A 25,283-nucleotide genomic window follows, 5' to 3' on the forward strand; every position below is an offset into this window, starting at 1 on the left:
AAGATTTGAACGTAAGTATTTCGTAAGGAATGGATAAGAAAAAAGAGAGATTTATCATATAGGATTAGAGTATAACTTGAATCAATACGATATTAATAGAGGAGAGAGAGCCTTATGAAAAAATGTAATTCAATAAAGTTAGCAAGTTTGTCAGTTCTATTAGCAGGTACTACTCTATTCACACCAGGTTTTACTGTGAAAGCAGAGTCAGTACAAAATATATCAAGTCCGTCACAATCACATGATCAAAAGAATCGGAATGGTTGGAAACAAGTAATGCAGGAATCAGTACAGCTTGGAACACCAGGGGTATTAGCTAAGACGTTTAACAACGGGAAAACTAGTAGCTATACTGCTGGCGTGGCGGATTTAAGTACAAAGAAACCGATAAAATCGGATTATCGTTTTCGGATTGGTAGCGTGACGAAGACGTTTACTGCTACGACTGTTCTTCAATTAGTAGGAGAAAATCGTGTACAACTTGACGATCCAATTGAAAAGTGGCTACCAGGCCTCATTCAAGGAAATGGGTATGATGGCAATCAAATTACGATACGTCAACTTTTGAATCATACGAGTGGTATAGCTGAATACTTAAGGTCAAAAGACGCTGACATAATGAATTCAAAAAAAACGTATACAGCAGAAGAAATAGTGAAAATGGGACTTTCTCTGCCTCCAGATTTTTCGCCAGGTAAGGGATGGTTGTATTCAAACACAGGATACGTCATATTGGGAATGCTTATTGAAAAAATAACTGGAAATAGTTGTGCGGAAGAAATTGAAAAGCGAATTATTGAACCTTTGGACCTGTCAAATACGTTTTTACCAGGGAATTCGTCCGTTATCCCAGGAAAGAATCATGCTCGGGGGTATATGAAAATTGATGGAACAAGCGAGTTGAAAGACATAACGTATTATAATCCGAGTTTAGCTAATTCAGCTGGAGATATGATTTCTAATGCGGACGATTTAAATACGTTCTTTTCATCTCTACTCGGTGGTAAGTTACTGAAGGGAAATCAACTAAAAGAAATGCTTACTACAGTTCCTATAGAAGGAGAAGGCGTTGGTGACGGATATGGTCTTGGAATCTATGAGACTAAACTTCCAAACGGTGTTTCAATTTGGGGTCACGGAGGGGCAATTCCTGGATTTACTACTTTTGCTGGGGGAGTAATTGGAGGCAAACATACATTGACGGTCAGTAATAACTCTTTAGGTGCGATTGATATTATTACGCAGTTTAATAAAATGATGCAAATTGAATTTAATAAATAGAAAAAGAAAATGAATTAGAATCTGCTTTAGTTGTATATAAAAGAGGTGCTTTTAAAATTTTGCAAATATGGACAGTATTAGCATTTATGGTATGGCATCAAGTTTATGTAGAACGTAAATACGATACAAGTGTATTTCAAAGTGAAAGTTAATCTTATAGCTTAGTATAAAAATAAAAAGGATGTCAGTTGCATGGCATTCTTTTTATTTTAGAAAAAAGAGGTGTGTTTATTTCTGAAAATTGTTATTTTTATAATCTTTCCATATAATGAAGGTTATAGGGGTTATACAGGGGAGTTATGAATAGATAATACTTTAGTTAGTTAATTATTTCTCGTTTTAACCAAAATAATCATGAATTGATTTGGAGTTGAATACATTGGGACAAAATTATTTTAAATGGAGTAATGAACAATTACGAGAGCATATTGAAGTAGTAGATGACAAGAGAAGTCCGCACATTTTATTAAAGAATGCAACATATTTAAATCCATACATACGTGAATGGACGATAGCGAATATTTGGATTTATGATGACAGAATTGTATATGTAGGAGAAAAATTACCAGAGCAATTACATGAATGTGAGATCATTGATTGTGATGGGAAGTATGTGGTTCCTAGTTACATAGAACCACATGCGCATCCATATCAGTTGTATAACCCAGAAACGTTAGCAAATCATGCAATGCAATTTGGGACAACAACTTTCATTAATGATAATTTAACTTTATTTTTCACATTACAACGTGAAGTAGCGTTTCGTTTGTTAGATGAATTTAAAAAGATTCCTGCAAGTATGTATTGGTGGTGTCGTTTTGATGGACAGACTGAACTGCAAAATGGGGAATCTTTATTTAATAGTGAAGAAATAATGGAGTGGCTGAAGCATGAAGATGTTCTTCAGGGCGGCGAGTTAACTGCATGGCCCAAATTATTAAATGGTGATGAGGAAATGTTAAATTGGGTACAGGAAACAAAGTGGTTACAGAAGAAAGTAGAAGGTCATTTTCCAGGTGCGTCTGAAACAACGTTAGCGAAGTTAAAATTATTAGGTACGGATTGTGATCATGAGGCGATGACAGGACAAGAGGCTTTAACACGTCTTATGCAAGGTTACACCGTTTCTCTTAGAAACTCTTCAATTCGTCCAGATTTAGAAGTTTTACTGAAAGAACTAATGGAATTAGGTGTTAAGCAATTTGATAGATTCATTTTCACAACAGATGGTTCACATCCGTCATTTTATGAAAATGGAATGACGAATAGGATGATAGAAATAGCGATAAAGCAAGGGGTTCCAGTAATTGATGCTTATAATATGGCAAGCTATAATATTGCTCGTTATTATAATATGGAACATTTACACGGCTCGATTGCGACAGGAAGAATTGCAAATATTAATATTTTGGAAAGTAAAGAAAATCCAAAGCCAATAAGTGTAATTGCAAAAGGGAACTGGATGAAGCGTGATGGAATAAATAAAAATAAATCAGTAAGTATAGAGTGGGATAAATTCCAAGTGGCACCTTTACAATTAGACTGGTGTTTGCAGAAAGAAGATATGATTTTCAATGATGCAAAGGGTATAAAGTTATTAAACGACGTCATAACAAAGCCATATGTTAGTGAAATCGAATTAAACTGTGATGAACTTTCCCTTGACCATGATGAGTGTTTCCTTATGATGATTGCTCGTGACGGTACTTGGCGAGTGAATACAGTTGTGAAAGGTTTTGCGAAAGAATTAGGTGGTCTTGCTAGCTCTTATTCCGGAACAGGTGACATCATTCTTATTGGAAAAAGTAAAGAAGATATGCTTACAGCTTTTCATAGAGTAAAAGAGCTAGGTGGCGGTATGGTAATAGCAGAAAGAAATGAAGTGTTACATGAAATTGCATTACCGTTGCTCGGGATTATGTCCGATTTAAAAATGAGCGAATTAATACATAAAGAGAAAAAAATGGTGAAATTACTACAAGAGCGAGGATATGCCTATAACGATCCAGCATTTACGATTTTATTCTTTTCTGCGACGCACTTGCCTTTTATACGGGTAACGCCTATAGGATTATATGATGTGAAAAGTAGTAAAGTACTTGCTTCACCGGTAAATCTAATAAAGCAATATTAAAAGGAAATGTCCTATAAAAAGTCTATTTTATAGGACATTTCTCATTTATAGCATAAGAATATCTTAAGCCTCAAATAATATAGTATCTACATTATTTGAGGTGATACGTAAATATGAAAAAACTATTGTATATTTTAAGCGTATTTGTTTTATGTGTATCTATTCAACATGTTGTACATTCCCAATCAGATGCACCAAGCTTATCTTCGGATTGTCTCGAAGAAAGAAAAGTTCGAGATGAAAAGTATGTGAAAAATATAATGAGGGATATTAGATCCACGCTTAATTTGAATTTTGATGAAAATAGCTTTTGGGAAGTTGATAAAAGAGATTTAGAAGCTGCACACTTCATGTATGGTGGCCGGGTTGATGATACATATTATAATTCGCTAACTAAAATTTTTGATAGTGGTGGATATAGAGGATAACCTAGATTGTTTGTGAGGGAACTTGAAGCATTTTTACTTTATAAAGAAATAGACGATACAAATGTTATGAAACATCTCGAGCTTGAAAAAGGGACATGGATTGTTACCGAAACGAAAAAGAAGCAAGGGAAAATCGTGGAATACAAGCCGTTACAATGTGAAAAAGATTATTTGAAAAAGAGAAATGAGTACCATAATTTAAAATGATGTAACAAAATACTAATTAATGTTGTTTTTATCCACTGATAGTTTGTTGTCTATATAAAATAGGAAAAGGTAAGTAAACATATTAGCCTTATGTAATATGCTTATTTACCTTTTTTTGAGGGATTTTAAAATTCGGAATGTTGTTTGTTGAAAATGGCTTACTGGCTAATGAACTTATCATATTCAACGGATCCTGTCTTCATAAATATAGGGTTTTGTGTCAAAAGATTTATACATTGCTGAAGCACCTATGTATATTTTATTCTACAGTATTAATAAAGGAATGTTTGATATTCACAAGAAATATCATTGGCACGGTTTTTGCTAGTATAGATTTAAGGAGGAGGATTGAATTTAAGAAATTTGTATTAGTAATAGTATAAAACAAGCTACTATTGCATCATTGATCATACTTGTATTTATAGCGGAACTGTAAATACATACAAATAAGTATGTTCTGGTTTTAAAATTCAGAATTTTCTTTAAAATTATTAGGGGGTAATTGTATGGTTAAATATTCAAAAATTTCTAAGCTGATTCTTGGTGTGGGACTAGTGACAATATCATGTAATGGTTTGCAAATTCAAGCAGAGACAAAAGAGAAAAATGTGAAGAACGTATTACAAATGGAGCCGGTAGGAATACAGAAACCCGTTGATGAGTTGGCGCACTCTTCAACAGTACAAGAAAATGCATCTTTTACAAAACGGTTAAAGTTAGCGGATTTATCGCAGCGTCCACTAGCACCAACCGATAATATTAAACCGTTAGCTGAAGAAAAAAAGTATTCGATGGCCGAACTAAATCAATTAAGCAACAAACAATTAACTAATCTTCTTGTGACGATTAAATGGTATCAAATCCCGGAGTTATTTCAGTTTAATAGTGATAGTCTCAAGTTCTATCAAGATGATAGTCGCATGCAAGCAATCATTGATAAACTAGCAGAACAAGGTCAAACTTATAAGAAAGATGATTCAAAAGGGATTGAAACATTAGTAGAAGCTCTACGTGCAGCATTTTATTTAGGCTTTTACCATGATGAATTAAGCAAACTAAATGAGCGTAGTTACCATGATAAATGTTTACCGGCTTTAAAAATAATTGCAAAAAATCCGAATTTCAAACTTGGTACATCAGAACAAAATAAAGTTATTTCATCATATGGAAAATTAATTGGAAATGCATCGGCTGATGTTGAAACGGTTTTATATGCAGGTGAAATTTTTAAACAATATAACGATAATCTTGCAACTTTCATTGAAGACTCCACGAAAGGAGACGCTATTTATGAGTTGATGAAGGGAATTGATTTTGATATTCAGACGGATATGTACACGACTGGAAAAGAGCCAAAAGATACGATGTGGTATCGAAATATTGATAACTTTATTAATGAAGTAAATCGCTTTGCACTAATTGGTACAGTAACAAATAAAAACGGATGGTTAATTAATAATGGAATTTACTATGCTGGTCGATTAGGCAAGCTTTATAGTACACCAACAAAAGGCCAGCAAGTTGTTACCGAAGCGATGAAGATTTATCCACATTTAGGGGAGCAATATTTTGTTGCGGCAGAACAAATTACTACAAATTACGGCGGAGTAGATGCAAACGGAAAAACAATAAATTTAGATCAAATTCGAGAAGATGGTAAAAAGAAATATTTACCGAAAACGTATACGTTTGATGATGGAGCAATTGTCTTTAAAGCTGGGGATAAAGTTAGCGAAGAGAAAATTAAACGTCTATACTGGGCGGCAAAAGAAGTACGTTCTCAATTTTATCGTACAGTTGGTAGTGATAAACCACTTGAAAGTGGACATGCTGATGATGTTTTAACAATGGTTATTTATAATAGTCCAGATGAATATCAATTTAATCGTCAACTGTACGGATATGAAACGAATAATGGAGGAATGTACATTGAAGGGACAGGGACTTTCTTCACATATGAACGTACACCACAGCAAAGTATTTATAGTTTGGAAGAGTTGTTCCGCCATGAATTTACACACTACTTACAGGGAAGATACGAGGTTCAGGGATTATGGGGCCAAGGGGAAATGTATCAAAATGAACGTTTAACATGGTTTGAAGAAGGGAATGCAGAGTTCTTTGCAGGTTCAACGCGATTAGATAGTGTAGTACCGCGAAAAAGTATAATTGGTGGATTATCTTATGATCCTGCAAAACGTTATACAGCATCACAAACATTAAATGCGAAATATGGAACATGGGATTTTTATAACTATTCGTTTGCATTGCAATCATATATGTATAATAACCGTCCTGAAATGTTCGATAAAGTGCATGATTTAATTCGTGCAAATGATGTTTCAAGTTACGACGCATACCGTTCTACATTAAGCAAAGATAATAAATTAAATGAAGAATATCAATCTTATATGCAAATGCTTATTGATAATCGCGATAAGTATACAATTCCACAAGTATCAGATGAGTACCTAGCGCAGCATGCTCCGAAACCGCTTTCAGATGTTGCGTCAGATATCACCAATGAAGCAAAGTTGAAAAATGTGAAAGTAACAAAGGATAAATCACAATTCTTTAATACATTCACACTACAGGGAACATATACAGGAAGTGCAGCAAAAGGAGAAATTGAAGACTGGAAAGTGATGAACCAAGCAACGAATGATATGCTGAAACATCTCTCAGAAAAAGAGTGGAGTGGATACAAAACATTGACTGCTTATTTTGTAAATTACCGTGTCAATGATGCTGGACAATTTGAATATGATGTTGTATTTAGTGGAGTGAATACGGAAGAAGGTACTGCTGTCGAAAAAGAACCAAATAATTCATTTGATACAGCAAATCCATTATCTTTGAACACGTTATTAAGAGGAAACTTAAGTGATCAAGACCAAGTTGACCGATTTGTTATCGATGTAAAGGATCCGAAAGATTTACAAATTACCGTTACGAACGAACAAAACATTGGACTGAACTGGGTGTTATATTCTGAATCAGATCTAGATAATTATGTAACTTATGCAACGAAACGTGATGGAAACAAATTGCTTGGAAATTATAATGCGAAGCCAGGGAAATATTACTTAAGTGTATATAAATATGGCGGTGGAACAGGGAATTACACAGTGCAAGTAAAATAATTTACTATAGTTTGTTTTGAAAGGCTACTTATTGCATTTTTTAGCTAAGTAAAGTAGTTAATGTTAAACATTAAACTACTTCAATATACCCCTGTTCTAATTATAGAACAGGGGTATATTGGCTTTATATTTTTAAATTAAATAACCTCATTGGATTTTGACAAGAAAATAATTAATATAGATTTGAATTCTCATTCGTAAAGCATGTTTTAATCTTCTTAATGCTCTTTCATTTTTGTCTCAATGCTTGTTTTCAAATCAGTTGATACCTTATTGAAATACCCCAAAACTATCTTTCTAATATCTTCGGATATAACTTTCAAATCATTAGCTAAATTTTCAGCAAGATGTTCTTTTTCAATGTGTGATAACTTTTTATAAAATTCACCAGCCTGCCCAAAGTCATCTTGCTTAGTTATAGAAGTTCTTTCAAGTTTTCCTTCAACGTATCTTCCGTCACCGCTTGTAATTTGATTAGCAGGTGTCCAATCTTGCTGTTGGTTAATCGCTATTTTACGAAATTCGGGTCCAATTCTTCTTCTTTGAGAATCACTATAAATGTTAGCACGGCCTTGCAGTATTTTATCATCAGATAATTCTGTGCCGTCTAGTAAATTAGAAGGGGAGAAGGCGACTTTTTCTACTTGTTCCATATAATTATCAGGATTTTTATTTAATACCATTTTGCCTACTGGTATTAGAGGATACTCTTTTTCATTCCATACTTTTGTATCGTCTAAAGGATCATAAGAAAGATTTGCTTCATCCTTAGGGTCCATGAGCTGAACATATAGGCCATATTCCACCGGTTTTCCACCCGCAATCGCATCGTATAAATCTTTACCAGCGTAATCAGGATTTTCAGCGGCTAGTCTATTTGCTTCTTCGCGACTAATGTATTGTACACCTTCAAATGGGTACCAATGGTATTTAACGTACTTTCTAATACCTTGAGCATTTCTCCAAACATATGTATTTACACTATGTCCTGGAATGTGGCGAAGACTTTTTATCGTACCAGCATCAGAGTATAAACGTACAATAAAATGAATCGATTCAGGCGCTCTTGCTACAAAGCTCCAAGACCTATCAGGATCAATTAAATTGTTTTTAGGTGAAGGTAAGAATGCTTTAATAAATTCCGGGAAACGCATCGGATCACGAATAGAAAAGACAGGAATGTGATTACATATAAGGTCGAAAATGCCTTCTTCTGTATAAAATTTTGTAGCAAAGCCACTTACATTTCTAGAAGTATCAGGTGTTCCTTTTATACCGACAGCTAACGAAAAGCGAACCATAACAGGAACTTTCTGATTTGAATTTTGTAAAAAGTTCAGTTTTGTATGCTCAGACATCGAATATATCGTTTGAAAATAACCGAATGCACCAAATCCTTTTACATGAACAGGTCTTTCTAAAATTTTTTCATGAATAAATTCTTGTAACGCTTCGTGAAGTACACTATCTTGCTTTAAAACAGGTCCACGTGAACCAACTGTTTGAGAGTGAAGTTTAGCTGGGTCATTAAGTTCTCGATTTTGATTAAATTCTTCTCCTAATAAAGATTGCCGCTGTTTATCATATTTTTCATTCATCGATATAGCCTCCAAATTTTTTTCGCCGATTGTTACTAAATATGATTCTTTAGCCTTGATTATGTATTACATACAAAGTTCAAATTAGTAACATACCGCCAGATGAAAAAAACGCATATGCAGTGGACCTGTTGAAATAGAAGAAATTATGGAAAAATGAATATCGGAAAGAGAAATAACACGTTTTATTAAAAAGGTGGAAGAAAACCACTATTAAAATTTCAATCTTAAAAATTAATTTAAAAATGACTTTATAGATAATGAACATTAAAAACGGGAAAAATAACTAGGAGGAATTTATCATGTCGGATTGGTTTCAATTAGATAAAGAATATATTATGCCTACGTATTGTCGTACGAAGGTTGCGATAGAAAGAGGAGAAGGTTGTAAACTGTATGATGTGGATGGTAAAGAGTATTTAGATTTATTTTCTGGTGTAGGAGTAAACGTATTAGGATATAATCATCCTAAAATTGTGCAAACGACCATGGAGCAAGTTACGAAATCGTTACATCTTCCTTTTCATTTTTTAAATCCAGTAGCGATTGAATTTGCAAAGAAATTAGTTGATTATTCATTAAAAAGTGGAAAAGTCTTTTTTACAAACTCTGGTACAGAAGCGACAGAAACAACGTTAAAATTAATAGATAAATATAGATCTATTACGAATGAAGAACGTGACGGAGTCGTTGTACTGAAAGGTAGTTTTCACGGGAGAACATTAGGAGCTCTTCATTTTACGAGACAAGAAAGTATATATCAAAATTTCCCGAAAACATCCATTCCTGTATATGAAGTGGAGCGTGAAAATATAAAGGAATTAGAAGATACAATTGTTAATGAACATCCCATTGCAATTATGCTAGAGCCTGTTTTAGGAAGCGGGGGGATCTATCCTTTATCAAGTGAATATTTAGAAGGGGTTCAGCTTCTGTGTGAAAAGTATAATGTATTTCTCATAGTCGATGAAGTACAAAGTGGTATGGGCCGAACTGGAAAACTATTTGCTTATCAAAATTTCAATATTACACCAGATATTATTCAAATTGGTAAAGGAGCAGGAGGCGGGATACCGCTAGGAGGAATCATTGTAGGTGAAAAGTTATGTAATGTATTTTCACCAGGAGATCACGGAACAACATTTGCTCATTCATCAATCGGAACGGCTTTAGGTTTAACGGTATTAAAAACATTAATTGATGATGGTTTAATGCAAGAAGCTTATGAAACGTCACAGTATTTCAATGACAAACTGCAAGGAATTCAGAAAGAAAATTCTTATTTTATTAAAGAAGTACGTCATGCTGGGATGATGTTTGGAATTAGTATGAATGATACAAATGAAAACGTAAAGAAATTACAGTTAGAATTAATGGAGAAAGGGATGTTAGTCGATGTTACACAAGGGAATATCATCCGTTTACTTCCCCCGTATATAATTACGAAAGAGGAAATTGATGCATTTGTTGATGAGTTTATTTCTTGTATTCATAGTTTAGCAGCTATAGCAAGCATTTAAAAATTTTGATAAAAAAAGTATCTTATTTGTAATTCGTACAGGAAGAAAGTAGGGGGGAAATGAATGAATTTATGCTCTCTCATACAATTAAATTCAAAAGCTGAAAAAGGCGCTCATACAGCGCCTTTTTCAGCTTTTGAAGCACTTATTTCCTTAACCTGGAAAGCATCTCATTGGACAAATAATTAATTATGTGAAACAATAATAACAGATAAGGAGACGTTGCTTTTCCTTAAGTGCTTCGTATTGAATTTATTCTAGTAAGAGAAGGTGTGCTTAAAGAAGTTAAATTAAATAAGGAGCTGTTTTATTATATGCAACAAAATAATGATTTAAATTTTGAACCTCAAGACGTTAATATTGTCAATCCTAAACAAGCGAGGAAAGCAGTTGTTGCTACTGGCATTGGGAATGCAATGGAGTGGTTTGACTTTGGATTATACGCGTATTTAGCGGTAATTTTAAGTCAATTATTCTTCTCAGGTGTGAATAATAGTGGTTTGCAACTTGTACTAACATTTGGTACATTTGCGGCGGCCTTTCTAGTTCGACCAATCGGAGGTATTTTCTTTGGTAGAATAGGAGATAAATACGGCCGAAAGATTGTTTTAAGTACAACTATTATTTTAATGGCACTTTCTACATTATTCATCGCATTACTACCAACCTATGAACAAATTGGTGTATGGGCACCAATACTACTTTTAATTGCTCGAATGATTCAAGGCTTCTCTACAGGCGGCGAATATTCAGGAGCAATGGTTTATATCGCAGAATCTTCTCCAGATAAAAAGCGTGGTATACTCGGTAGTGGTCTTGAAATTGGAACACTCTCAGGTTACATTGCTGCCTCGGTAATTGTTACCATTTTGACGTTATTATTAACAGATGAGCAAATGCTCAGCTGGGGATGGCGTATTCCTTTCTTAATTGCTGCACCAATTGGTTTGGTCGGTTTATATTTACGACGTCATTTAGATGAATCTCCAATCTTTCAAGAGATGGAAAAAGCACAAGAGGAATCTGAAGACAACGAACAATTTTCATTTATGGATATATTAAAATATCACAAAAAAGACTTCTTATTAAGCACAGTAATTGTTGCCTTCTTTAACATTACAAACTATATGATCCTTTCGTATATTCCTTCTTATCTAACACAGGTACTAAAAGTCAAAGAAACAACTGGCTTATTAATTATTTCAATTACGATGGCACTTATGATTCCACTGGCACTTTATTTCGGTAAATTAAGTGATAAAGTAGGTAATAAACGCGTAGTACAAATTGGTTTACTTGGTTTAGCATTATGTTCAATTCCAGCATTTTTATTAATTGGTAACGGACATATTGTAGCCATGTTTGCGGGTATTTTCGTCTTAGGTTTCTTCCTTAGTGTTTATGAAGGAACATTGCCTTCGTTATTACCAGCACTCTTTTTCACCGATGTACGTTATCGTGCACTTTCTATCTCCTTTAATATTTCTGTATCTATATTCGGTGGTACAACGCCGCTTGTATGTTCATACTTAGTTCATGCTACTGGTAATCCACTGGCACCAGCATTTTATTTAACAGGTGTAAGTGTAATTGGATTAGTTGCATTTAGTGTACTGTTTGTTACAACATCAGGACGTGCATTAAAAGGATCTTATCCTACCGTAGAATCGAAGAAAGAAGCACATCTAATCGCTAAAGAAGACCCTGAAGAAACACTTTGGTGGCATGAAGAATCTTTAGAAATTGAAGCAGGGAAAAAAGCATAAATTTTGAAAAGCAACGTGGACTTTTATACAAAAAGACTCCTAAATCTTTAGGAGCCTTTTTGTATACATCATTTTCTCTTCTTCTTCAAACTCTTCTGATAAGCATAAAGCTTATGAACCTCTTCTTTAAATTCTTGAAGTAGTATCATATCCTCACGATTCGAATATCTTACTGCATTATAAGCATCTATAATAATGTGACTTTTAATATTTACATCTTCTTCATGATTTATTCTTTCTAGCCAAGCCGCAACAGTTTCTCCTCGTTCTCGGTTTAAAGGAGGGGATAGCTTACTCTCGAGTTTGAAAATTTCTTTTCGAATTTCGTTATTTGGTGGTTTATTTCGTTTGAAGCGTTTTTGGCCGATTCCTTCTTTATCAGTAATGATAGTAGATTCGAAGGCTGGTATGTTTGCTAGACTCAAATATTTTCGTTTTTTTACTATTTTCCAAACGACGTAAATAGCGATGGCTGTACAGACCAATATTGTAATGCTATTAATGAGAGTTGGATCAAAAGGACGCTGCCCCAATTCCTCTTTAATTTGAGAATCTTTTAAATTTCCTTTATTCGACCAAAAATCGTCTGTATCTTTTAATGCAGCTGCCGAGAACAATGGATTTAAAGCATAACCAAATCCTAAGGCAACTACTTGTATGATATAAGAAAAAAGAAGCCGAATATAAGGAAATACCGGAATAAGTAAAGCGCTAGTTATTCCAATCGTAATAATAGAAGTGAAACGTAATAGCTGTTGATTACGATTTGAACCTGTTAACCAAAATGTAATCATAATGTGTAAAGTTAATAGTAACAATTTCCATAATGGAGGAAACGGTGCATAAAATATAGCAATAGCGACAAACCATACAATGCCGCCTAATGATTTTTGAACTGGATATCCAGGCCCGACCGCATGTACGATAAAGAAAAATAGCGGTAATATAATCGTGCCAAAAAGAGAAAAAGGTAAAAATAAAGAAAAACCGACTATTTGAATAACTAACAGTATTACGAATCCTGTTGTTTTTTTCTTCATTAGTTTATGAATAAGAAATACTCCTACATAACCGGTCGCTAAAAATATAGCAATACCAATGAGTTCATCTCTTTCCGTTAATAATGAAAGAAGGAGGAGCAGAATAAAGTCATTAACGTGATAGAGCCAAGTTTTCAAGCTTTTCCACCATCCCTTCATTATTAATGAGGAACGTAGGCTGAGATAGAAGAGGAAGATCCTTTTTCTGCAAACCAATGTATATCATTGTAGACGAGCGTTCCCTTTTTCTCGTTACATAGTGAAGAAATCCTTGTTTCGGAAGTAGCGTACTATCATCTGAAATACGTGCTAATTCCTCTAATGCCTTCCCGTAATGTGTTTGTCCTTCGTTTAAAGGTAAAAGCAAAGGACCACCTTCTGCTAATACACTAATAAATAGCTCAAACGGAATTTGATGCTTCGCTGCGTATTGGCAAATGTACGTTGTAAATGAAATAAGGTCTTCTACATTCTCTTTCCAACCAAACCCACGATCAGCAGCTAAAGAAAGACAAATCGTCCAACTATAATTTTTTACAGGTTCATATTGCTTCGCTTGTAACGCCTGCATTTTAGCAGATGCTTTCCAATGAATAGAGCGGAAAGATTCACGTTCATATCGTTTAACACCGATAATGGATGTTTCATCATTGTAAAAAGAAAAATTCGTTCGATACGAACCTGTTAATAGTTGCTGAAGTTCTTGTAAACCGGCTACTTCTTTAGGAGTAGGGTATACAATGATTTCAGTCTTTAATTTATCGAAAACAGGTAAATGTACAGTTAATAAATGAAAAGGGTCTTTTAAAACACATTCAAATTGTTCAATTTGAAAGACACCACGCTTCGTTGCGGTTAATGTTAAATCCCATTTTTGCGCTGAATGAGCAGGTTGTGAAAATGGGAAAGAAAATAACGTTTTTGATATTTGTTCAATCCCTTGATCTTTATGCGGTATAAGGGACGAATTTAAATGAAAATAACAAACACCATTAACGAGTGGTATATTTGCCCCATTTTTTAAATGAATAAAAAACTGTCCGGATTCATCAGGGAAAAGCCGAGTTGTTTGTTTTTCATTTATAACTTGAAATCTTTTCTCTATGTAAGCGACATATTTATAAATGAAAATCGCAAATAAGTAGTAGAAGAAAAAGAGAAACATAAGAATTCGTTGCGGCAGAAAAAACGTAAATAGTAAAGCGACCGGCACAGTTAGTTGAATAATATGGATTTGAAAAAATAAAGGCACAGTTACAACGCGCTGTCCATTCATGCTTGCTCAATCTCCACGGGTACGTCAACTTCTTTTAAAATCCTTTGCATTAATTCATTTTTTGTCGTACGTAAAGCTCCTTCCATTGACAAGACGATACGGTGATTCCAAACAGAAGGAATTAAAAATTGTATATCTTCAGGCGTGCAATATTCTCTGCCGCGTAAAAAGGCTAATGCTTGAACGGCACGTACTAAAGCTAATGTAGCACGTGGGCTTACACCATTGGCAATGTAATCATGATTTCTTGTAGCGTGAGCAAGTTTAATAATGTAGTGTTCTAACGGTTCTGATACGAAAATTTCTTTCACTCGTTGCTGCGCTTCTAAAATGTCCTCTAAAGAAATGACAGATGTGACGCTTTCTAGTGGTGCATTGTTACGAAAACGGCGCATCATTTTTAATTCATCTTCAGGAGCCGGATAACCAATTGAAATCGTCATTAAAAAACGATCAAGTTGTGCATCTGGAAGCGGGAAAGTTCCTTGTGATTCAATCGGGTTTTGCGTCGCAATAACAAAGAACGGTTTCGGAAGAGGAGTAGACTGCTTTTCAAGCGTTACTTGTCGTTCTTCCATCGCTTCTAACAAACTAGACTGTGTTCTCGGCATCGCGCGGTTAATTTCATCCGCAAGTAATATGTTTGTCACGACTGGTCCAAGTCTTAACTCGAATTCACTAGTTTTCGGATTAAAGTATTCAATACCTGTTACATCGCTCGGAAGTACATCAGGGGTAAATTGAACGCGAGAAAAATTACCACCAATGCTTTTAGAAATTGTTTTTGCTAGTAATGTTTTTCCAGTGCCAGGCACGTCTTCAAGAAGTACATGTCCGTCAGCAAGCAGTGAAACGAGGAGTAAATCAATTACATTTTCCTTACCGACAAAAACAGATCCTATGTTTTCTTTCAATTTAGTTATCATATATATGTATCATTCCTTTCAAAATAAAAGTGGATATTTCTATATTTTAACAAATTATTCGGAAAATTGGTATTATTTTTTAATCCGAAGAAATGGATATTTAATTTTAAAATTCCACTTGCATATTTTGGAATATGATTATACAATATCGGTATACGATATATCGAATGTCGATATATCATGAAGCGATGTATCGGAGGTAGTTATAATGAATGCGAAAGCGCAAAAATACATTCCATTAACTGAGGCGACATATTACATATTATTGTCACTAGTTAAGCCAATGCATGGTTATGGAATTATGCAAATGGTAGAAGAGATGACAAATGGGGAAGTAAAGCTCGGTCCTGGTACTTTATACGGGAATACGACGAAGTTATTAAAAGAGAAGTTAATTGTCGAGGTAGCATCTACCGATAGAAAGAAATGCTATGAGTTAACACCATTTGGTAGAGAAGTGTTAGAGCTGGAGTATAACAGGTTGCAGAGATCTGTAAGGAATGGAAACAGTATATTAGGGGAGTGAATGGAAGATGGAGACAAAGAAGGTATTTAAATTTTTCACGGCATGGAATTTAGAAAAAGAAGAAGTTTTTTTACGAAAGATGCATCAGCAAGGCTGGGCGTTACAAAAATATAATATGATGTATACGTTTAAGAAAACTGAGCCGAAAGATGTAATATATAAAGCGGATTTTAGATTGGTTTATAGAGATTCAAAAGAAAAACAACAAGAGTACTTCGAAATATATGAAATGTCTGGTTGGAAACGCGTAACGAATTTTACAAGATGGAATTATTTTTGTAAAGAAGTAGAAGAGGAAAATGAGTTACCTGACATATATTCAGAGAAGGACACGAAGGTGCAAAAAATGAAGGAGTTATTACAATTTTTTGCATTTATTTCAATAGCTATATTACCATCAATGTATAACTTTTTTTAAAGTCCGATGGAATCAAGAGTGCCAATTTGGGCGAAAGTTCTGACAGGTCTTGCATGTTGTATGTATGTTTATTTCTTTATCAGGCTCTCTTGGAAAATTAAGAAATTGAAAAGCGAAATATTGTAACAAAAAGAATTGATAATTGAAAGAAGATGATTCTGGTGGAACTAGGGATCATCTTCTTTTATTTATTCTTACATTCATTTTGTTCACTCTTTTTTACACAATAAGAAATATATATTTAAGGTGTAGAACTATGAGAGAAGTACAAATACCCAACAAATTCATAAATGACGATGAAGCTGCTAAGTAGCAATAAAGTAGTTTTAAAAACGTCAGCCATGATATTCAATAATCGGACCTGATTGTTGAGTACCATTTTTAATTTTAAACTGATGTTAATAACATCATGGAAGTTATTAAGGTTTTCACTTAAAGAAATTACAAGGTGAGTAGCATTTGTTCCTAAACCAATTTCCATTTACTTGGGAATTTAAATGGAAAAAGAACCATATAAAATTATGAAGGGGGGAGAGTCATAAAATGCAGAGAATGAACAATTATTTTCGTGCACATGCGAGTATGGTGTACATGATGACTAATAATGAAGTAATGAATCACATTGTTACTTTTCACATGGATACGAATGGAATGCTCACCTTTTTAGGTTCTTACCGAACTTACGGAAGAGGTACTGGTATAAAGGAAGTTTCTACAGAAACGGCAAACGATGGTATAGATCCTCTAGCATCACAAGGTTCTCTGACTTTGTCTCGTGATGGTCGTTTCCTATTTGCGGTTAACGCAGGCAGTCATAGTATCAGTAGTTTTATCATAGCAGATAACGGGGTGCCGATTTTCGTGGATGTAAAGCCATCAGGAGGTGCTCAGCCCAATAGCATTGGTGTGTATGATAATCTTCTCTATGTCTCCAATGTAGGTAATGCTGCAAACAATTTTGCATCAAATATTACTGGATTTCACATAGATGATAAGGGAAGCCTTACACCTATTCCAGGATCCACTCATGCTCTCAGTACCTTTAATGCTCAGCCCGCACAAGTTCTCTTCACCCCGGATGGTAGTAAAATTGTTGTCTCCGAGCTTACATCAAACCATCTCAGTGTCTTCCATGTAAATAAAGATGGTACGGTTACAGGACCAATTGTTAATGATTCTTACGGTAAAGGCCCATTGGGTGCTTACTTTCTATCGACCGGAATTCTCTTAGTTACAGAAGCTGTTTCAAATGCGTTGTCATCTTATTCATTGAGCAATGACGGTACTCTTCACGTAATCAGCGGCTCTGTACAAAACAGATATAAAACTGCTTGTTGGGTTATAACAACGAAGGATGAACGTTTTGCCTACACTACGAACACTTTAAGTGGCACCATCTCTACCTACCAAATCGCCCCCAATGGAGTACTGTCAGTAGTAAGGCATATTACTAGTACACCGCCGGGGACAGCACCGGGTCTTCCGATGGATGTTGGAGTGAGTAAAGATGGACGACATTTTTACACCCTTAATGGAAATCAGGGTACAGTGTCAGTATTTAATATTCAAAGTGATGGTAGTCTAGTAAGGTTGCAGGTTGTTGCTTCATCAAATTTTCCTTACTTTGGGTCGCAAGGCTTAGCTGTTCTTTGATTCTATTGGGCCGCTATATTTGTGTGGAAAAGAAAAATATATGACGGTGTATGAATAGTAGACATGTAGATGAATTAGGAACCTTTGATTAAACAGCAATTGTCCACCTTACTTACCTAAAACGGAAAAAAACCCCTATAGAAAATTGATAGGGGGTAGGGAAAATGTTTAAGAGAAAGACTGATTTTGCGCAGGTTTTATAAATTGCTCTGGGTTTTCAACAAGCCCGCATACAGCACATTGAACGCGGTAAGTAGGTCCTTGATAAGCCATATGAAAAGCGTTCATCGTTTCATTTGTGTATTCTTCTTCTACTTGACCAGTTTGTGGATTTAACTTGACTGGTTTTACTTGTTGCTCAAGAATATTAAAGCGAGTTCGGTTCGTTTTACAACTTGGACAAAGCATTGGTTCCATATGTATACACCTCCATTTGTAGCATTTCTTAAGCGGTATGATTTTATGCAAGTAAAAAAACTTTCTCAACATAAATAGTTATTTATTATATTTAAAATTCAGAAAAAATAAAATATAATAAATGTAAGAACTGGTTATGTCCAAACCAAATCTCCTGTTTTATGCCAATAAGCTGGGGGGCCGAGAAATCGGCCTCATTTTTTTGTGTCCATCTCTATCAGGTACAAGGTTTTTAAAAACATTTGTCGAATTTTTAGAGGTGAAGGTAAAGGGGGAATAGTTATGAACTTAAAAATGAAATACATTATTTTATATGTAGAAAAGTTTGAGCAATGTCTTCAGTTTTATAAAGAAATTTTAAAATTACCAATAAGAGCAGAGCACGGTACATATATCGAATTCGAAACAGGAGCAACAATTTTAGCGATGAATACGCGAGAGGATGTTAAGGAGTTAACAGGACTACCGCTTACAGAAGGTGTACTACAATCTTCTCATTTTGAAATAGGGTTTGTTGTAGAGGATGTAAAGGAAACGATTGAGAAATTAAAAGAACAAGGGGTTAAAGTTCTAGTTGAGCCAATCGTAAAACCGTGGGGACAAACAATTGCTTACATTGCCGATCCAGACGGTAATTATATTGAAATTTGTAGTTCTTTAGAATAGAAGGAGAAAAAGAGGATGGGGTTTCCAAGATTAGAGACAGAACGCTTACTATTAAGAGAACTTACACTATTAGATGCAGAAACGATGTTCCATTATTTTTCAAAAGAATCCGTTATTCGTTATTTCGGAATGGACTCTTTCGAAAATATTGAGCAAGCGAAAACGACTATTCAAACGTTTAGAAAGCGTAATGAAGAGGGAAGCGTATTTCGCTGGGGAATAGAGAAGAAAGGAACGGATCAATTAATTGGTACGTGTGGATTTCATTTAATTAACAATCACCATAAACGAGCTGAAATTGGTTATGAGCTAGATGATACATATTGGGAACAAGGATACGCAACCGAAGCACTGCAAGCAATGCTAGCTTACGGATTTGAAACGTTGCACTTTATAAGAATTGCAGCTGTCGTATATATAGAAAATGAAGCTTCCCGTAATTTATTAAAAAAAATCGGATTTCAAGAAGAAGGATTACTTCGGAAATATATGATTCAAAATGATGTTGCTCATGACACGGTCGTTTATTCATTATTAAAAGAAGATTGGCAAAAGTAATGAGCACAAATGAAATAATGAAAGTTATTAAGGAACAAAAGGATGAGCGATTTATACTAGGTATAGACGGACTAAGTCGTTCGGGTAAAACAACGTTGGTTAAAAAATTAGAAGAAAATATGAAACGCAATGGAATCCCGTTTCATATTTTTCATATTGACAATCACATTACCAAGCGTAACAAGCGATATAATACTGGATTTGCAGAATGGTATGAGTACTACAACCTTCAATGGGATATCGATTGCTTGCTGCGAAACCTTTTTCAAAAGTTACAAAGCGATATTAAATTAGAATTACCTTTTTATCATGATGAAACAGACTCATGTGAAATGAAAGAAATACAGCTTCCTTTAGTAGGTGTAATTGTTGTTGAAGGAGTCTTTCTTCAGCGAATAGAATGGAGAGAGTTCTTTCATTATATGGTGTATTTGGATTGTTCAAGAGAAACAAGGTTTTTACGTGAAAGTGTAGAAACGCAGAGGAACCTTTCAAAGTTTCAAAATAGGTATTGGAAGGCTGAGGATTATTATTTGGAAAAGGAATCGCCGAGGGAGAGGGCGGATTTAATAATACATAATATGTAACAATGTAATAGCGGAGTGGTCTTTGTCGCATTACTCCGAATTTTTTAAAGTGGTTATTGATAGAGAGCTTTCATTATAATTAGTTTGAATAAACCTCTACTTTTTTACTCGAAAAGTAGAGGTTTTATTCTATGTTTTATCAAAAAACTATAGTGGATTAATTCTTTCAAGGGAAACGTATGTGCAAAACTAGAAATTCATTCAACCTAATAAGAACCTTTTATACCTTCTATTTGCCATATAAATCATGAATTAACAACAGCGTTTTCTTATGTGATTATATGTGTGAATTACTTTGAGGTTCTCTGTGAGAAACAAGATGTGTTTTGGAAGATACCAATCTTAGTTTGGTATCTATACTCGCAATATTTTATTAAGGTAATAATATTCACATATAAATCTAGAGTTTTTTATCAAAAGTTTGTTTATTTATTTTTGAGGATGAAATAGTAATTGGAGAACTAGGATTTGATGCTGGAGATGGTAATCTAGTCGCTTCAAAATGAGATAAAACGGCAAGGAATTGGCCAGCTACACTGCTACTAGCGGAGATTCTGACTACATCGCCAGCTTGCAATTGGACGATAGTAGAGGGGTTTACAGCATTTAGAAACCCAGAATTTCCACCCATAAAATTATCGCTACCAGCTATAAAACTATTATTAACGGATATTAATGCTTGAGTTACATAATTTACTGATATATCTGTTGGTTCAAAAGTTACAGCAGCAATAATTAAATATACACCATCTTGTTGTGGTGAGAAAGTAGACGTCCTATCATATTCGTTATTTAAATCAAATTCTATGGTTTCAAATGTAATTATCGAAAGGACATTTGCGGATACGGACTGATCAGTAGTTTTAATGGCCCTAAATGCCGATTCAAGACCAGTATTTCCAGTTGTTCCACTTTCAGGTAATGGGATTAAACATTGAAAAGGTATATGTGGTTCTTTTTTATATCGACTCAAATATTTCACCTACTTTACAGGGGCAGTTATTAATTTACATGATATAAGATATGAAAAAAATATATAAAAGATTGAGACAAGCGTTTATTAACAGCTTATTTGGAGTAAAGAGACAAGCTTTTTTTATGAAAGAAAACAAAGCTTAAGAATAAAAGGAATCAATTTAAGTTGGTAAATTGATTAAGGGTAGCTGGGATGTTGAAGGGGAAGACATTTAAAACAAAATCCTTATTTAAATAAAAGAAACCCCGTATGTCTGCGGGGCTCCTAAGGGTAATCGTCAAGTAATGACGTACTCGACTAATTAAAAATATCATGAATTTTTTGGTGAAAACACTGGTAAATGTGTCCAAATGAATAGGGTCATCATTTGAAAAAAACTTTATTTTAAAAGAAGAGAGTATTAAATTCGTTAAAAATAAATATGCCCTAGTATGGTGTAAGACTAGGACATAAAAATTAGTTGGTAAATATCTTCGTATTAATACTAACATACTATTTATACGTAATGTTTGGAAATTTGGATATTTAAATATTTTTTTCGGGAAACGGTATAGAAATTTCATTCTTTAGAAAAGGGGAAACTAAAAAAGAGCACTTACTCACGGTGCTCTTTAAGATAGGAGGTAACTCTATGAGCGAAACGTCTAGGTTAGAAGTATATGGTGTGAAAAAGAAATAAGAACAAAATTTTATTATTAGATCAATACAAAAGAGCAGATAGCAAAAGCTAACTGCTCCGCTTTGGAGGAAAAATCAATGTTACAGATTGGCGTATTCACAGTATATACGGGATTCAGATTTTTATTCTTTCAAACCTAAAAGCGCACTCTTCCAAAAGTGTTCTTTGGATTAAGACTCTTATTGTAAAAGAATACATGATATCAAATGCAATTACGCGTCTCATAAGGTTTCTCCTGACGTATAGTTACACTTATCGATTCACGATCTCGAGGACCAACATACTAAAAACTGATTCAAATAAGGTAAGTGAAGAAGATCAGCTTTTTTACGGATTCAGAATCCCAAAGCACCCACAATCTTTTCTTCACTTCTACTATATAAAAAATAGTAGTGCAACCAATGCCTTGGTCTGCACTACTACTCTTAGTTTAGTATGTTTTCTTTATTATATAGAAATTAAACATTAAACCAGTGGACATTCTAATAAGACAAACATATGATGAATTCGTGGGACGAGTTATCATATGAGGTGGAACTTGGAGCGCCATACTTATTTGTTGAAGAGTACCTAATGGCGGGTACTCTGTTTATTCATGATCTACATCAGAGATTTCAGGTTTATACTCTAAAATATCCCCAGGTTGGCATTCTAATGCTTTACAGATAGCATCTAAAGTTGTAATTCTAATTGCTTTTGCTTTTCCATTTTTTAATATAGAAAGGTTAGCCATTGTAATTCCAACCTTCTCTGAAAGTTCAGTTACACTCATTTTTCGTTTAGCTAACATTACATCAATATTAATTATTATTGCCATGTTATTCACCTCAGACCGTTAAATCATTTTCTGATTTTATATCTATCGCATCTTTTAAAAGTCTTTGGAGAACGGCAGCAAAGACTGCGATAACCATTGAAGCAAAGATTAGGAGCATGCCAAGTATAATAATACCAGGTGCATCATCTCTTTCCGCCACAAGATAGAAGAGTGGCATACCTACCACATATAAAATACTGATTGTTACTGCGCAGTTTTTTATCTTCTTTAAAGCTCTAACAGATAATTTCGAGAAAGCGTTACCCTTGTCAATGAAGCTTACAAGTTTAAAAGCTTGATACAGAGCGAAATAAAAAGGTACCACTGTTGCATACAGGTTGATTAAAATAAGATATTTTATATATGCAATATCGGGATACAATTCCGCTGCATAATTCCCTATGTTAGGAACTAAAAATATACATAAAGCAAGAACAGGGATTCCAATCAGAATAATAGCTGTCTTTAAAAAGAGTGTTGATCCTTGTTTCATATAAAGCACCTCATTTATTAATTATCTATTTAATCTAACATGAAATTTATCGTTTAACAATAAATTTTTATTTATTGTAATCGTGTTTTTATTGTTAAACCAATTTGGATTTTAGATGAAAATAAAAAGTGCTGCTCTTTATAAAAAAGGGTGCCGAACAAATAGACTTCCTGTAATAAAAAAGTATGGTGAATATGGTGATATATCATTGTTCCTTTGACGAAATATAGTGAAGATAATCGTTCCTTCTTTCTGTAAATGATGTTATGTTAAAAGTAACGATTAAGTCGTTCTAATAATAAGAGTTTTTAGAAAAACAATATTTTTCGTAATTTGAAGAGGTGTTAATGAAATGAAATCGTACACGCAATTTGAACGAAGAAAATACATACTAGATGAGTTAGAAAAGTACAACCGAGTTATGGTGAATGATTTGGCGAAGGTATTAAATGTTACAACAGAAACGATACGAAGAGATTTAGATATGTTGCACAAGGAAGGGCAGCTTACGAAAATACATGGTGGCGCAATTAAGAAAAAAGATCAAACACTAGAATTTCATTTTGATAAGCGCCGAGCTGAGAATATTGAAGAAAAACGAAAAATTGCAATGGAAGCAAGTAAACTCGTAGAAGATAATGATATTATCGCAATTGAAATTGGGACAACCACAATGCAAATTTTGGATTACATACACGATAAAAAGAATTTGACGATTTTAACAAACTCGATACCAGCTGTAAATAAAATTATTGAGCTTAAAGAACAATATGATTCCTTTGATTGCAGGTTAATAGTCATTGGAGGAATATTGAATACAAATTCATTAGCATTGTCTGGGGAGATGACGTTAAACTATCTTGACCATTTCACTGTTAATAAGTTATTTGCTTCGTGTGATGGAATTTCTTTAGAAAAAGAACTAACATGTTCGTATATTGAAGATGCACAAATATATAAGCAGTTAAAGCATAATGCTAAACAAGTTGTAATGATGGTAGATGAGTCAAAGTTTAATTTAACAAAGTTTTATAAAAGCGGGAATTTTAGTGATATAGATGCATTATATACAAACGCTAAGCTCGATGAGGCGTGGCAAGATGTGTTAACAAGTAATGGGGTAGAAGTAATAACAGTATAGAAAAACAAAAAGAAGACTATTTCTTAGTAAGTTGAGAAATAGTCTTCTTTTATTGTTTATATGTTGTTTTATTTTGTTAATTTGTTGTTTTTACAATTAGTTAACAAATTAACAACATTGCGTTAATAATATACTCGTACAATATGAATTAGGAGGTGGCAAGAATGCAAATAAAACTATCAAAAGCTGTGTTCTTTTTGATACCAGTTGGAATACCTCTAATATTATTTTGGATTATTCCGAATTTCATTAGTTTAGGTATTAGTTTTACTGATTGGGATTTTATGACGAATGATTTTAACTTTGTTGGTTTAGAAAACTATTTCAATTTATTTACACAAGATTCTTTTATGCAAGCATTGCTAAATACGTTTTATTTCGGAATTGGAACAGTGATTCCAACGATTGCATTAGGTTTAGGATTCGCATTATTCTTCCGAAAAAAATTCAAAGGTTCTGCATTGTACCAATTAATGATCTTTTCACCTTGGGTAACGCCAACAATAGCTGTATCCATTGTGTGGTCACTTTTATATGAACCTCAATTTGGAGTTATTAATAAAGTTCTAAACTTTTTCGGGATACCAGGTTTGGACTGGCTTCAAAGTAGTCAAACAGCGATGTTAGCAGTCATTATTGTGACAGTTTGGAAATTAGTTGGTTGGACGATGATTTTCTATATTGGCGCATTAGAAAAAGTTCCAGATAGTTTATATGAAGCAGCGAGTATTGATGGAGCAAATTCATGGCAGAAATTTCGATATGTAACACTGCCAATGGTTTCATCAACAACTTTCTTCTTAGTTGTTGTCAATACAATTTCTTCAGTGCAGGCTTACGATCAAATAAAAATTTTAACACAAGGTGGACCTAGTGGTTCGACGCGTACGTTACTTTATTTATTCTTCCAACAAGGGTTTGAACAATTTGATATGGGATCTGCAACAGCAATCGCATTTATCATACTAATCATTACAATACTACTATCTGTTATAAACAAAATAATAGGTGACAAGTGGGTGAACTATTAAGG

The 25,283-nt window shown here is 34.0% G+C and carries 21 protein-coding genes and 2 pseudogenes; 15 read left to right on the forward strand and 8 right to left on the reverse strand.

What is annotated here, in order from left to right; translation table 11 throughout:
• Positions 1–114 precede the first annotated feature (114 nt).
• From MKX77_RS09530 to colA, 4 genes and pseudogenes are all read left to right on the forward strand, one after another.
• A complete protein-coding gene (locus MKX77_RS09530; protein WP_341306440.1) occupies positions 115–1,281 on the forward strand; it encodes a serine hydrolase domain-containing protein in 1,167 nt (388 codons plus the stop codon).
• A gap of 379 nt (positions 1,282–1,660) precedes the next feature.
• The gene (locus MKX77_RS09535; protein WP_341306441.1) at positions 1,661–3,415 is read left to right on the forward strand and encodes an adenine deaminase; all 1,755 of its coding nucleotides are present in this window, start codon (positions 1,661–1,663) and stop codon (positions 3,413–3,415) included.
• A 113-nt stretch (positions 3,416–3,528) separates the two neighbouring features.
• Positions 3,529–4,050 (forward strand): annotated as a pseudogene (locus tag MKX77_RS09540) (hypothetical protein).
• A gap of 506 nt (positions 4,051–4,556) precedes the next feature.
• Positions 4,557–7,193, forward strand: a complete 2,637-nt coding sequence (gene colA, locus MKX77_RS09545) for a collagenase ColA (RefSeq protein WP_341306442.1) — start codon at positions 4,557–4,559, stop codon at positions 7,191–7,193.
• Positions 7,194–7,411: 218 nt separating this feature from the next.
• On the opposite strand, the gene MKX77_RS09550 is transcribed toward colA, so the two are convergent.
• Positions 7,412–8,791 (reverse strand): catalase, encoded by a 1,380-nt coding sequence (locus MKX77_RS09550; protein WP_341306443.1) that lies wholly within the window; start codon positions 8,789–8,791, stop codon positions 7,412–7,414.
• Positions 8,792–9,093: 302 nt separating this feature from the next.
• Here MKX77_RS09550 and MKX77_RS09555 point away from each other — a divergent pair, with 302 nt between their 5' ends.
• The 3 genes from MKX77_RS09555 to MKX77_RS09565 all read left to right on the forward strand — a co-directional run bounded on the left by MKX77_RS09555 (position 9,094) and on the right by MKX77_RS09565 (position 12,077).
• Positions 9,094–10,311 carry an aspartate aminotransferase family protein gene (locus tag MKX77_RS09555; protein ID WP_341306444.1) on the forward strand — a complete coding sequence of 406 codons (1,218 nt, stop codon included), beginning with the start codon at positions 9,094–9,096 and terminating at the stop codon, positions 10,309–10,311.
• 63 nt (positions 10,312–10,374) lie between these two features.
• Positions 10,375–10,500 carry a hypothetical protein gene (locus tag MKX77_RS09560; RefSeq protein ID WP_286675771.1) on the forward strand — a complete coding sequence of 42 codons (126 nt, stop codon included), beginning with the start codon at positions 10,375–10,377 and terminating at the stop codon, positions 10,498–10,500.
• Between the two features lie 125 nt (positions 10,501–10,625).
• Positions 10,626–12,077 carry an MFS transporter gene (locus tag MKX77_RS09565; protein ID WP_341306445.1) on the forward strand — a complete coding sequence of 484 codons (1,452 nt, stop codon included), beginning with the start codon at positions 10,626–10,628 and terminating at the stop codon, positions 12,075–12,077.
• A gap of 68 nt (positions 12,078–12,145) precedes the next feature.
• On the opposite strand, the gene MKX77_RS09570 is transcribed toward MKX77_RS09565, so the two are convergent.
• Genes MKX77_RS09570 through MKX77_RS09580 form a run of 3 tightly spaced genes read right to left on the reverse strand, consistent with a single transcriptional unit; the run spans position 12,146 to position 15,319 of the window.
• Positions 12,146–13,255 carry a DUF4018 domain-containing protein gene (locus MKX77_RS09570; protein WP_341306446.1) on the reverse strand — a complete coding sequence of 370 codons (1,110 nt, stop codon included), beginning with the start codon at positions 13,253–13,255 and terminating at the stop codon, positions 12,146–12,148.
• Positions 13,230–14,393: a DUF58 domain-containing protein gene (locus tag MKX77_RS09575; RefSeq protein ID WP_341306447.1), complete on the reverse strand. Its 1,164-nt coding sequence runs from the start codon at positions 14,391–14,393 to the stop codon at positions 13,230–13,232. The genes MKX77_RS09570 and MKX77_RS09575 overlap by 26 nt, the downstream gene beginning before the upstream one ends.
• A complete protein-coding gene (locus tag MKX77_RS09580) occupies positions 14,390–15,319 on the reverse strand; it encodes an AAA family ATPase (protein WP_341306448.1) in 930 nt (309 codons plus the stop codon). Before MKX77_RS09580 ends, MKX77_RS09575 begins: the two co-directional genes overlap by 4 nt.
• Positions 15,320–15,527: 208 nt before the next feature.
• Here MKX77_RS09580 and MKX77_RS09585 point away from each other — a divergent pair, with 208 nt between their 5' ends.
• The 3 genes and pseudogenes from MKX77_RS09585 to MKX77_RS09595 all read left to right on the forward strand — a co-directional run bounded on the left by MKX77_RS09585 (position 15,528) and on the right by MKX77_RS09595 (position 17,916).
• Positions 15,528–15,845, forward strand: coding sequence for a PadR family transcriptional regulator (locus tag MKX77_RS09585; protein ID WP_000991891.1), 318 nt, complete (start codon positions 15,528–15,530; stop codon positions 15,843–15,845).
• Positions 15,846–15,852: 7 nt separating this feature from the next.
• A pseudogene (locus tag MKX77_RS09590) lies at positions 15,853–16,389 on the forward strand (DUF2812 domain-containing protein).
• A gap of 417 nt (positions 16,390–16,806) precedes the next feature.
• Positions 16,807–17,916 (forward strand): lactonase family protein, encoded by a 1,110-nt coding sequence (locus MKX77_RS09595; RefSeq protein ID WP_341306449.1) that lies wholly within the window; start codon positions 16,807–16,809, stop codon positions 17,914–17,916.
• A 168-nt stretch (positions 17,917–18,084) separates the two neighbouring features.
• Here MKX77_RS09595 and MKX77_RS09600 read toward each other — a convergent pair whose 3' ends face one another.
• Positions 18,085–18,333: a hypothetical protein gene (locus tag MKX77_RS09600; protein WP_000433610.1), complete on the reverse strand. Its 249-nt coding sequence runs from the start codon at positions 18,331–18,333 to the stop codon at positions 18,085–18,087.
• A gap of 282 nt (positions 18,334–18,615) precedes the next feature.
• Here MKX77_RS09600 and MKX77_RS09605 point away from each other — a divergent pair, with 282 nt between their 5' ends.
• Genes MKX77_RS09605 through MKX77_RS09615 form a run of 3 tightly spaced genes read left to right on the forward strand, consistent with a single transcriptional unit; the run spans position 18,616 to position 20,144 of the window.
• On the forward strand, positions 18,616–18,999 hold the full coding sequence (locus tag MKX77_RS09605) for a VOC family protein (protein ID WP_002172485.1): 384 nt from the start codon (positions 18,616–18,618) through the stop codon (positions 18,997–18,999).
• A gap of 15 nt (positions 19,000–19,014) precedes the next feature.
• Positions 19,015–19,557: a GNAT family N-acetyltransferase gene (locus MKX77_RS09610; protein ID WP_341306450.1), complete on the forward strand. Its 543-nt coding sequence runs from the start codon at positions 19,015–19,017 to the stop codon at positions 19,555–19,557.
• Positions 19,557–20,144: a kinase gene (locus MKX77_RS09615; RefSeq protein WP_341306451.1), complete on the forward strand. Its 588-nt coding sequence runs from the start codon at positions 19,557–19,559 to the stop codon at positions 20,142–20,144. Before MKX77_RS09610 ends, MKX77_RS09615 begins: the two co-directional genes overlap by 1 nt.
• A 400-nt stretch (positions 20,145–20,544) precedes the next feature.
• Here MKX77_RS09615 and MKX77_RS09620 read toward each other — a convergent pair whose 3' ends face one another.
• The 3 genes from MKX77_RS09620 to MKX77_RS09630 all read right to left on the reverse strand — a co-directional run bounded on the left by MKX77_RS09620 (position 20,545) and on the right by MKX77_RS09630 (position 23,109).
• The gene (locus tag MKX77_RS09620) at positions 20,545–21,117 is read right to left on the reverse strand and encodes an exosporium leader peptide (protein ID WP_215553454.1); all 573 of its coding nucleotides are present in this window, start codon (positions 21,115–21,117) and stop codon (positions 20,545–20,547) included.
• Positions 21,118–22,388: 1,271 nt separating this feature from the next.
• Positions 22,389–22,616 (reverse strand): helix-turn-helix domain-containing protein, encoded by a 228-nt coding sequence (locus MKX77_RS09625; protein ID WP_341306452.1) that lies wholly within the window; start codon positions 22,614–22,616, stop codon positions 22,389–22,391.
• A gap of 10 nt (positions 22,617–22,626) precedes the next feature.
• Positions 22,627–23,109, reverse strand: a complete 483-nt coding sequence (locus MKX77_RS09630) for a DUF2975 domain-containing protein (protein ID WP_144506332.1) — start codon at positions 23,107–23,109, stop codon at positions 22,627–22,629.
• Positions 23,110–23,461: 352 nt separating this feature from the next.
• On the opposite strand from MKX77_RS09630, the gene MKX77_RS09635 reads away from it, so the two are divergent.
• Together MKX77_RS09635 and MKX77_RS09640 are read left to right on the forward strand one after the other, a co-directional pair.
• On the forward strand, positions 23,462–24,250 hold the full coding sequence (locus MKX77_RS09635; protein ID WP_215553452.1) for a DeoR/GlpR family DNA-binding transcription regulator: 789 nt from the start codon (positions 23,462–23,464) through the stop codon (positions 24,248–24,250).
• A 164-nt stretch (positions 24,251–24,414) separates the two neighbouring features.
• Positions 24,415–25,281: a carbohydrate ABC transporter permease gene (locus MKX77_RS09640; protein ID WP_002200097.1), complete on the forward strand. Its 867-nt coding sequence runs from the start codon at positions 24,415–24,417 to the stop codon at positions 25,279–25,281.
• Positions 25,282–25,283 lie beyond the last annotated feature (2 nt).

Origin of the sequence: Bacillus sp. FSL R9-9410 (assembly GCF_038050385.1) — a bacterium.
In the GTDB taxonomy this organism is placed as follows: Bacteria; Bacillota; Bacilli; order Bacillales; family Bacillaceae_G; genus Bacillus_A; species Bacillus_A cereus_U.